Annotated in this window: 6 protein-coding genes and 1 pseudogene; 5 read left to right on the forward strand and 2 right to left on the reverse strand. The window is 71.9% G+C overall.

Translation table 11 applies throughout. The features are described 5' to 3' along the window. Positions 1-927: endonuclease/exonuclease/phosphatase family protein (locus AOK03_RS35340; RefSeq protein ID WP_107098194.1), on the forward strand; the 927-nt coding region annotated here is incomplete at its 5' end. Positions 928-971: 44 nt separating this feature from the next. Beyond that, positions 972-2,975, forward strand: a complete 2,004-nt coding sequence (locus AOK03_RS35345; protein ID WP_055569484.1) for an FUSC family protein — start codon at positions 972-974, stop codon at positions 2,973-2,975. 487 nt (positions 2,976-3,462) lie between these two features. Here the strand turns inward: AOK03_RS35345 and snpA are convergent, their stop codons facing one another. Then, a complete protein-coding gene (gene snpA / locus AOK03_RS35350) occupies positions 3,463-4,119 on the reverse strand; it encodes a snapalysin (RefSeq protein ID WP_055569485.1) in 657 nt (218 codons plus the stop codon). Positions 4,120-4,340: 221 nt separating this feature from the next. Between snpA and AOK03_RS35355 the strand changes: the two genes are divergently transcribed. Together AOK03_RS35355 and AOK03_RS35360 are read left to right on the forward strand one after the other, a co-directional pair. Next, positions 4,341-5,315, forward strand: a complete 975-nt coding sequence (locus AOK03_RS35355; protein ID WP_055569486.1) for a LysR family transcriptional regulator — start codon at positions 4,341-4,343, stop codon at positions 5,313-5,315. A 187-nt stretch (positions 5,316-5,502) separates the two neighbouring features. Continuing rightward, the gene (locus AOK03_RS35360) at positions 5,503-6,696 is read left to right on the forward strand and encodes a hypothetical protein (protein ID WP_055569487.1); all 1,194 of its coding nucleotides are present in this window, start codon (positions 5,503-5,505) and stop codon (positions 6,694-6,696) included. A 109-nt stretch (positions 6,697-6,805) separates the two neighbouring features. Here the strand turns inward: AOK03_RS35360 and AOK03_RS35365 are convergent, their stop codons facing one another. Further along, positions 6,806-8,905, reverse strand: coding sequence for a PhoX family protein (locus AOK03_RS35365; protein WP_055569488.1), 2,100 nt, complete (start codon positions 8,903-8,905; stop codon positions 6,806-6,808). Positions 8,906-9,192: 287 nt separating this feature from the next. Between AOK03_RS35365 and AOK03_RS43610 the strand changes: the two are divergent. Then, positions 9,193-9,412 (forward strand): annotated as a pseudogene (locus AOK03_RS43610) (VWA domain-containing protein); the annotation flags it as partial.

Below are 9,412 nucleotides of genomic sequence, written 5' to 3' on the forward strand. Positions count from 1 at the left end.
GTGCTGCTGGCCGGGGTCAGCGCCGTCGTCGGGTTCCGGGTCGCCGACTCCGACGGGTTCACGCCCGTCCCGCAGATCCTCGCCTTCCTGCCCTGGCTGCTCGTGCCCGCCGTCGCCGGGCTGCTGATGGCCGTGCTCGCGCGGTGGCGCGTCGGCATGCTGTGGGGCGTCGTCGTGCTCGGTGCCGTTGCCTGGTACATCGAGCCGTACGGGAACACCGACGCGCCGAGCGGGCCCGCCGTCGCCGAGCTGCGCGTGCTGACCTCCAACGTCGAGTTCGGGGGCGGGACCGAGGGGCTGCTCGACGCCGTCCGCGAGGAGCGGCCCGACCTGCTCTTCGTCGAGGAGTGCGACTTCGCCTGCTCCGCGCTGCTGCGCAAGGAGCTGCCGCGCGCCGACTACCCCTACCGCGAGTCCGTCGAGGCGTCCGGCGCCGAGGGCTCCGTCATCCTCGCCAAGGTCCCGCTGAAGGGCGCGGACGGCATCGACGGCACCCTCGGCATGCCCGGCGCCGTCGCCGACGTGGCAGGCCACGCGGTGCGGGTGCAGCTCGCGCACCCCATGCCCCCGATACCCCGCGAGGTCGGCCTGTGGAAGTCCGAGCTCGGCAGGATCCGGGAGTACGCCGCCGCCGGGGACGGAAGGCCCACCATCATCGCCGGGGACTTCAACGCCACGCAGGACCACGCGGCGTTCCGGTCGGTCCTGGACCGGGGGAAGCTGCGCGACGCCGCCCGCCTCGCCGGGGCCTCGCGCGCGCCGAGCTGGCCGGCCGCCCTGCCCGCCCCGCTCGGCGCGCAGATCGACCACGTCCTCGCCACACCGGACTTCTCCGCCCGGGACGCCCGCTTCCTGGACATCGGAAACACCGACCACCGGGCGCTCGTTGTCACACTGACCCTGCACAAAGCCGAAACAGAGCGTTGATCCTCCGGCCGGAGCAAGTCACGTAAAGCGCCGATAATGGGCGCATGCCCCGAGAGTCCCGCCCCGCCCGTCCGGTCTCACTGAGCCCGCTCACCCCACCCGACTGGCTGGTCAGGTCCCTCAAGCCGCAGTCCGCGCCCATCCCCTGGGCCGCCGTGGCCCGCGCCTCCGTGGCGATGGCGCTCCCCCTCGCCCTCGGCATCCTCGCGGGACAGCCCGCGTACGGCGCGCTCGCCTCCATGGGCGCCCTCTCCGGAGTCATCGGCGACACCGCCGACGCCTACCGCATGCGGATCTTCAACATCGCCGTCCCGCAGCTCTTCGGCGCCCTCGGCGTCACCCTCGGCTCGCTCGTCTTCGGACACGGCTGGGTCGCGGTCGGCGCGGTCACCTTCGTCGCGCTCGTCTCCGGGATGATGTCGACGATCGGCGCCGTCGCCTCCGTGTCGGGGCTGCTGCTCCTGCTCAACTCCGTGGTCGGCGCGGGGCTGCCCATGCCGGGGCAGTGGTGGCTCGCGCCGCTCCTCATGACCGGCGGCGGGCTCCTCGTCCTCGCGCTCGCCCTGCTCGCCTGGCCGCTGCGCTCCGGCGTCCCCGAACGCGCCGCCGTCGCCGCCTCCTACCGCTCGGTGGCCGCGCTGCTCGACGCGGCGGGCACCGACGCGTACGGCGACGCACGCACCGCGGTGACGGCCTCCCTCAACCAGAGCTACGACCTCGTCCTCGCCCGGCGCACCCGCGACCACGGCCGCACCCCAGAACTGGTCCGCCTCGTCGCCCAGTTGAACGCCCTCACCCCGGTCGTCGAAGCGGCCCCCGCCGCCGACCAGGCCGCCCGCCACGCCTGCGTACGCCTGCCGCCCGAAGTGCCCGCCGCGGTCCGCGCGCTCGCCGACGCGGTGGAGCGGGGCGAGACCGCGCACGCCGACCCGGCCGGGGCGCCCGCCCGCGCCGCCGCCCGCATCCCCGAGCCCCAGGACCACGCCGCCCGCGCCCTCGACCACGCCGTCCTGCACGCCGCGGAGACCCTGGCCGACCCCGACCCCCTCGGCGTCATCGAGACCGACGACCGCCTCGGCCGGCCCGCGGCCCTGCGCGTCCGTGCCCGCCGCGCCGCCCGCAACGTCGTCCTGTCCGGCGCCTCCTGGCGCTACGGCCTGCGCCTCGCGCTCTGCATCGGCATCGCCCAGGCCCTGGTCTCGATCATCGACGTCCCCCGGTCGTACTGGGTGGCGCTCACCGTCACGTTCGTCCTCAAGCCCGACTTCGGCTCGGTCTTCTCCCGCGCCGTGCTGCGCGCCCTCGGCACCGCGGCGGGTCTGGTGGTCGCGGCGGCGGTCCTCGCGGAGGTCCCCCACGGCTGGTGGGACGTCCCGGTGATGATGCTCCTGGCCCCGCTCATCCCGGCCCTCACCACCCGGGGCTACGGCTACCAGACGGCGGCGATCACCCCGGTGATCCTGCTGCTCTCCGACATCCTCAACCACCAGGGCCTCGGGCTCGTCGTGCCGCGGCTCGTCGACAGCCTGATCGGCTGCGGCATCACGCTCGTCGCGGGCTATCTGCTCTGGCCGGAGAGCTGGGGCACCCGGATCGGCGACCGGCTCGCCGACGCGGTCGCGGACACGGCGCGGTACGTGGAGTGCGCGTTCGGCGACGGCGACGCGGCGGCCCGTGCCCGCATGCGCCGCGGTCTCTACCGCGACCTGTCCGTCATCCGCTCCGAGTTCCAGCGCGCCCTGACGGAACCACCCCCCACGGGAACGCGCGCGGCCGCGTGGTGGCCCCTGGTCGTCGCCGTCGAACGCATCCTGGACGCCACGACGGCGGCAAGGGTCCGCATCCGGCACGGCGCCAAGCCCCCCACCCCGGCCGAGGTGGCCGAAGTAGCGCACGAACTACGCGGCCTGGCGGACCGACTCCGCGCATCGGTAACCCTGGAAAAGGGCCACGTGAACTTCACCGACGACACCAAGGACAGCGTCCTGGAGCCACTGCGCCAGGAGGTGGCGGCAGCACGAGCGGTGGCGTCACCGAAGGCCGAGTAGAGGGGCGCGGCACACGCGGTGACAGCACCGCAGGGTAGGGCGGAAAGGGACGCGGGGAACTGCGCGACCAGGCCGAAGGGTAGCCAAAAAGGGGCGCGGGGAACTGCGCGACCAGCCACAACCGGCCCACAGGCAACAACGCACCGAAGCCCGAGCAAAGGGGCGCAGCGCACACGGTGACAGCACCGCAGGGTAGGGCGGAAAGGGACGCGGGGAACTGCACGACCAGGCCGAAGGGTAGCCAAAAAGGGGCGCGGGGAACTGCGCGACCAGCCACAACCGGCCCACAGACAACAACGCACCGAAGCCCGAGCAAAGGGGGGCGCAGCACACGCGGTGACAGCACCGCAGGGTGGGGCGGAAAGGGACGCGGGGAACTGCACGACCAGGCCGAAGGGTAGCCAAAAAGGGGCGCGGGGAACTGCGCGACCAGCCACAACCGGCCCGCAGCTCCCCGACAAACCTCAAGTCAGCCCAGGCACAGCGCCTAGCGTGCCGCGTTGACCTTGTGCAGAGCCTTCGCGAGCCCGTTCGCCCAGAGCTGGTCCACCTTGCCCCGCTCCGTCGCGTCCGGCTGCGAGTTCGTGCAGGACGGGCCGGGGCCGCCACCCGACATCAGCTGGCTGCACGGGCCGTCGTACGTGTCCGGCAGGCCGAGCACGTGGCCGGTCTCGTGCGCGGTGACGCGCGTCGAGTCGTACTCCTGGTTCTGGGCGTAGTCCAGGAAGATGTAGCCGTTGCCGTGTCCGTCGGTGCTCGCGTACGAGCCGCGCGGGTCGTCGCCCTCGCGGTACTCGAAGCTCGCGCCCGAACTGCCCTCCTGCAGCTTCACGTTGGAGACCGCACCGTTCCAGATGGACGTGGAGCTGGCTATCTGCTGGGCGAAGGTGGGGGCTCCGGACGCGTCGTACGTGACGGTCACGGACTTCGCGCCGGGGTTCGCCGCACGCTTCTCGGCGACCGCCTTCACGACGGCCTCGAAGAACGCCTTGTTGGCCTTGGCCTCGGCCGCCGAGCCCTGGTACTGGGCGTACGAGGCGGTGGCGGACGCCGGGGCGGGGGTCGACGCGGTGGCCGAGGTCGCGCCGAGACCGGCGACGGAGAGGCCGAGAACGGCGGCGACAGACAGGTAACGCTTGTTCATGTGTGGGGGGCTCCCTACTCGTTCCACGACCGCGTGGGGCGGTCGATGAAAGGTGAACGGTTCGGTAGCTGTGAGTGTCGGGGAGCCTGAGGCGCGTGGGAATGATGGCAAGTGGCGATAGCACGGAGCTATCGCCGGGACCCGGCCTGCCCAGAACGGCCGGTTCTCATGGGGTTTGAGCGTCTGGTGCGGCGGCCGTACCGCCTCTACGCTCATCGGCCATGGAGCTCGAGGTGAGGCACCTCCGCGCGCTGTGCGCCATCGCCGACACCGGCAGCCTGCACAAGGCCGCGCGGCAGCTCGGCATGAGCCAGCCGTCGCTGACGACACAGCTGCGGCGGATCGAGCACGCGCTCGGCGGCCAGCTCTTCTCCCGCGAGCGCACCGGCTGCCGACCCACCCAGCTCGGCCGCGTGGTCCTCAGCCGCGCCCGCCCCCTCGTCACGGAGATGCGGGCGCTGGTCGCCGAGACGAAGGCGGCCGCGGCGCGCACCGCCGAGGGCCCGCAGCTGCGCATCGGCTCCACGGCGAGCCGCGCCATACCGGGCTGGCTGCGCAGGCTGCGCGCGCGCCTGCCCGGGACCGAGATGTCGCTCCAGATGGACGTGTCCGCGAACTCCCTCCTGCGCATGGTGGAGACCGGACAGCTCGACATCGCCTTCGTGCACGAGGTCGAGGGCTGCCCGCTGCGACTGCCCGAGAGCCTTCGAAGACGGGTCCTGCTCGACCGGGAGCCGCAGTTCGTCTCCCTCGCCGCGGACCATCCGGCGGCGGACCGGCCCGTCGTACGCCTCTCCGACCTCGCGGAGGACCGCTGGATGGTGGACCCGACGGTCGACGGCGAATGGGACGGCCTGCGCCGCGTCCTGACCGCGGCCGGGCTCAACCCCCGCGTCCTGCACGGGGATTACCTCACCGCGGCGTCCCTCGTCGCCACCGGCGAGGTCGTCGCCCTCTGCCAGCCGACCTCACGCGGCAGGACCGACATGGCCGTACGCCCGCTGTACGGCGACCCCCTCGGCGTACGCCTCATCGTGGCGGCGCGCTCGGAGGAGGAGCTCGACGCGGTGTACGGGGAACTGGAGGCCGCCTACTGGGAGGCGGCCCGGCAGGCGACCGCCTATACGGAGTGGCTGCTGCGGTCCGGCGACTCCCGGGGAACGACCGGCGGGACCTTGGTCCCCGCAAGCCGGTGACCTTCGGCAAAACCCCCTCTGACCTGCACTTTTAGCCGATTTACGGTACTGGGTCACGCCCTGAGGCAGCTTGTTACATTCCCTACGGATGACGCACACATGGCGCCCGTAACTTCGTATCTGTCGCCACCGCAAAGGGGCACAAAAACGGACAGCCAGACCTGTACCAACGAGGGAAGTCACCACCATGCGCGCCACCCGCCGTACCTTCCGCACCGCCGCCATCGCCACCGGAGCCATCGCCGCGCTCGCCGTCCCCACGACCGCGGCCTTCGCCGCGGACGCGCCGTCGACGCCGCACGGCCAGGTCGCGCAGGACGACCGGACGGGCACCCAGGACCAGACCGGCCAGGACCAGAACCAGGACCAGTCCGGCAAGGACCAGGACAAGTCGAAGGACGAGACCGGCAAGGACACGACGGACCCGGACAAGGACAAGGACAAGCCCGTCCCCGGCGGCTGGGAGTCCAAGGGCACCACCAACCTCGGCAAGGGCTGGACCGCGAGCGTCGAGGTCAACGCCTCCGCCCGCACCGCCAAGGCCACCATCTCCCTCAACGGCGCCGCGAAGGGCTCACTCACCGCCTACGAGAAGTCCGCGACCACCAAGATCGACGGCAACACCTTCACCCTCACCCCCGACGGCACGGCCACCGCCAAGCTGACGGACAAGGACAAGGACAAGCCCGTCCCCGGCGGCTGGGAGTCCAAGGGCACCACCAACCTCGGCAAGGGCTGGACCGCGAGCATCGAGGTCAACGCCTCCGCCCGCACCGCCAAGGCCACCATCTCCCTCAACGGCGCCGCGAAGGGCTCACTCACCGCCTACGAGAAGTCCGCGTCGACCACGATCGACGGCAACACCTTCACGCTGACGCCCACCGGCACCATCACGATGCAGGGCAAGCCGACCCCGCCGAAGCCGAAGCCGGACCACAAGCGCGTCTTCGTCCGCGAGTACAAGAACCTCGGCGGCAGCGGCTTCGACGCCAAGGTCTACAAGGTCACGAACGGCTACGAGGCCGACCTGCTCGCCAAGTCGCCCGACACCGGCAAGAAGACGGTCTGGGACACCCTGAAGCAGTCCGGCAGCAAGGCGGCGTACGGCCGGCACAACGGCGCCCACTTCGTGCTCAACCCCGACGGCACCATGAAGGGCTGGGTCGAGGGCAAGGGCGACACCCACCACAACGGCGTCAAGCCGCAGCCCAGGAAGGACGGCAACACGGTCGTCCCGAAGGGCGGCGTCAAGGCGGGCGCCGACGGCGTCAAGGCGGACTCCTCGGACGACGCCCCGCTGATCGCGGCGGGCAGCGGCATGGCGGCGGTCGGCGCGGCCGGCCTCGGCTTCGCGATGTACCGCCGCAAGCAGAACGGCTGAGCCGACACGCAAGGGGCGCCCCGCAGCCGCGGGGCGCCCCTTCGTCGTACCTGTTCGTCGTACCTGTTCGTCGTACCTGTTCGTCGTACCTGTTCGTCGTACCTACGGCTCAGACGCCGATGTCGCAGCCGTCCTCGCGCCACACCGAGACGACCGACGGACGGACGATCTTGCCGGGCCCGTCGGGCCAGGCGCTCGCGGGCTTCTCCACGGACGCCCCGTCGACCTCGCCCGGGTGCTGCACGGAGACGAGCACGCGCCGGTCCTGGACGAGCGGACCGCAGGTCTCCGCGCCGGTCGGCATCGTCAGGAACTGCTTGAGCTCACCGCGCCGCTCACCGCGCGTGGCCACCCCGAACAGGCCGTCGTGCGAACCGAGTTGGTTGCCGTCGGTGGAGATCCACAGGTTGCCGTGCGGGTCGAAGGCGACGTTGTCGGGGCAGGAGATCGGGGAGACCCGCTCCTTGGGGAAGCCCGCGAAGTACGTCGAGGGGTCGTTCGGGTCACCGGCGACCAGGAACAGCGACCAGGCGAACGTCGTCGCCTCGGCCCGGTTGCGGCGCTCGGTCAGCTCCAGGATCTGCCCGTGCTTGTTGAGGTTGCGCGGGTTGGCCTCGTCGGCGCCCGCCTTGCCCGCCTTGCCGCGGTCGGAGTTGTTCGTCAGCGCGACGTACACCTTGCCGGTGTGCGGCGACGGCTCGATGTCCTCGGGGCGGTCCATCTTGGTGGCCCCGACCTTGTCACCGGCGAGGCGCGTGAAGACGTACACCTCTTCGGCGGTCATGCCCTCGACGTGCGAGACGGCCTTGCCGCCCGGCCCGGCGGTGGCGAGCGGAATCCACGTCCCGCTCCCGTCGAACTCGCCGTCGGCGGGCAGCGTGCCCTTGCCGTCGATCTCCTCGGCGGGGGAGTCGCCGGTGAGCTTGGCGACGTACAGGGTGCCCTCGTCGAGCAGGCTCAGGTTGTGCTCGTGCGCGGCCCGGGACGTGCCCTTGGCGACGCGCTTGCTGCTGACGAACTTGTAGAAGTAGTCGAACTTCTCGTCGTCGCCCATGTAGACCACCGGGCGGCCGTCGTGCGTGAGGCGCGGCTGCGCGGCCTCGTGCTTGAAGCGGCCGAGCGCGGTGCGCTTGCGCGGGGTCGAGTCCGGGTCGTACGGGTCGAGTTCGACGACCCAGCCGAAGCGGTTGGCCTCGTTGGGCTCCTGGGCGAGGTCGAAGCGCCGGTCGAACCGCTCCCACTTGCGCTCGGAGGCCTCGCCCGTGACGCCGTACCGCTTGAGGCGGGCGGCGGTCTTCGGGTCGGTGACCTTCGCGGCGTTGGCGAAGTACTGGTTGAAGTTCTCCTCGCCGTGCAGGGTCGTGCCCCACGGGGTGGTGCCGCCCGAGCAGTTGTTCAGGGTGCCGAGGACGGTGGTGCCGCGCGGGTCGGCCTTCGTGCGGACGAGCTCGCTGCCCGCGACGGGCCCGGAGAGCCGGAACGGGCTGGTGGCGGTGAGGCGCCGGTTGAGGTGGTGCCGGGAGACGGCGCGCAGCTTGCCGCTGCGCCGCTCCCCCTCGACCACGACGACGGACAGGCCGTGCGCGGCCCAGGCGATCTCGACCTGCTCGCGGGTCGGGTTCTCGGGGTCGTACCCCTTGAACATCAGGATCTCGTCCGTGTACTCGTGGTTGGCGACGAGGACCTGCCGCCCGTGCTCGCGCCGGAGCGGCAGCAGGCTCAGGAAGTCGTTGTTGTAGCCGAACTGTCCGGCCTGGGCCTTGGCGGACTGCTTCTCGGCGTCGAAGGCGGGCGCGCCGCGCAGGATGGGCTCGCCCCACCGTATGACGACGTTCTGCTCGTACCCGTCGGGGACGGTGACGGTGTCGGCGGTGTTGGGGGCGACGGGGCTGAACCGGAGCCCGCGCGCGCCCTTGTGCCGGTGGCTCCCGCCGTGGCCGCGCCCCTCGGGCACGGCGGCAGCGGCCTCGCCCGCGCCCGGCCCGGCCAGGACCGCGCCGCCCGCGGCGGTGGCGACCGTCACGACGGCGGCGGCGCGCATCATCGAACGGCGGCTGAGCGCACCGGCGATGACATCGCCGACGTACGCGTTGTCGCTGGTGTTGGGCACCTCGCCGAAGCAGGCGTCACCGCAACGGAACCGGCAGGTCAGGGCGGAACGGCCGCCGCTCCCCTGATGCGAGGTGATGATCGGCAGCAGCTTGGGCACGAGTCCTCCGTCGTTGTGGCTTGATTCCGCCGTGAGGCTAGGCGCGGGGTTCGGCACGGCGGCGGCCTGCGGGTGAACGGACGGTGAATCCGTGGCGGATGGGAGGGAGTTGTCGGGGAGTTGCCGCGGAGGTGTCGTGGGGCGGCGGAGAAGGTGGTCCGCGTGGGTGGCTCGCGCGGGTGACGGACGGCGAACCCTGCCCAAGATCGCGTACAGCGGCGGCTAACCTTACGTGTCCGCCCTGGCCAGGGATTTTCGGTAATCAACTCACGCGAAGGGTTGCGCACATGGGCATTCTGAACCGCCTGCGGAACGCGTTCGGACGGTCACGCAAGGAGAGCGTTCCGGAGGCACGGGAGCCCGAGCGTGCGACTGCGCCGGAGCCGGCGTCGGAGCCGGACGCCCCGGAGCCGGGTACGACTCCGCCGGTCACGGTGACGGTCCCGTCCCCCTCGCCGGAGCCGACTCCGACCCCCAAGGCCTCCCTCCCGTCCCCCAGCAAGGAAC

It is taken from the genome of Streptomyces atriruber (assembly GCF_001418325.1).
Taxonomy (GTDB): domain Bacteria; phylum Actinomycetota; class Actinomycetes; order Streptomycetales; family Streptomycetaceae; genus Streptomyces; species Streptomyces atriruber.

What these genes read in the sequence shown, in the direction of transcription:
- AOK03_RS35345 (WP_055569484.1), top strand. Translation starts at nt 972, where the DNA reads ATGCCCCGAGAGTCCCGCCCCGCCCGTCCGGTCTCACTGAGCCCGCTC.
- snpA (WP_055569485.1), bottom strand. Translation starts at nt 4,119, where the DNA reads ATGAACAAGCGTTACCTGTCTGTCGCCGCCGTTCTCGGCCTCTCCGTC.
- AOK03_RS35355 (WP_055569486.1), top strand. Translation starts at nt 4,341, where the DNA reads ATGGAGCTCGAGGTGAGGCACCTCCGCGCGCTGTGCGCCATCGCCGAC.
- AOK03_RS35360 (WP_055569487.1), top strand. Translation starts at nt 5,503, where the DNA reads ATGCGCGCCACCCGCCGTACCTTCCGCACCGCCGCCATCGCCACCGGA.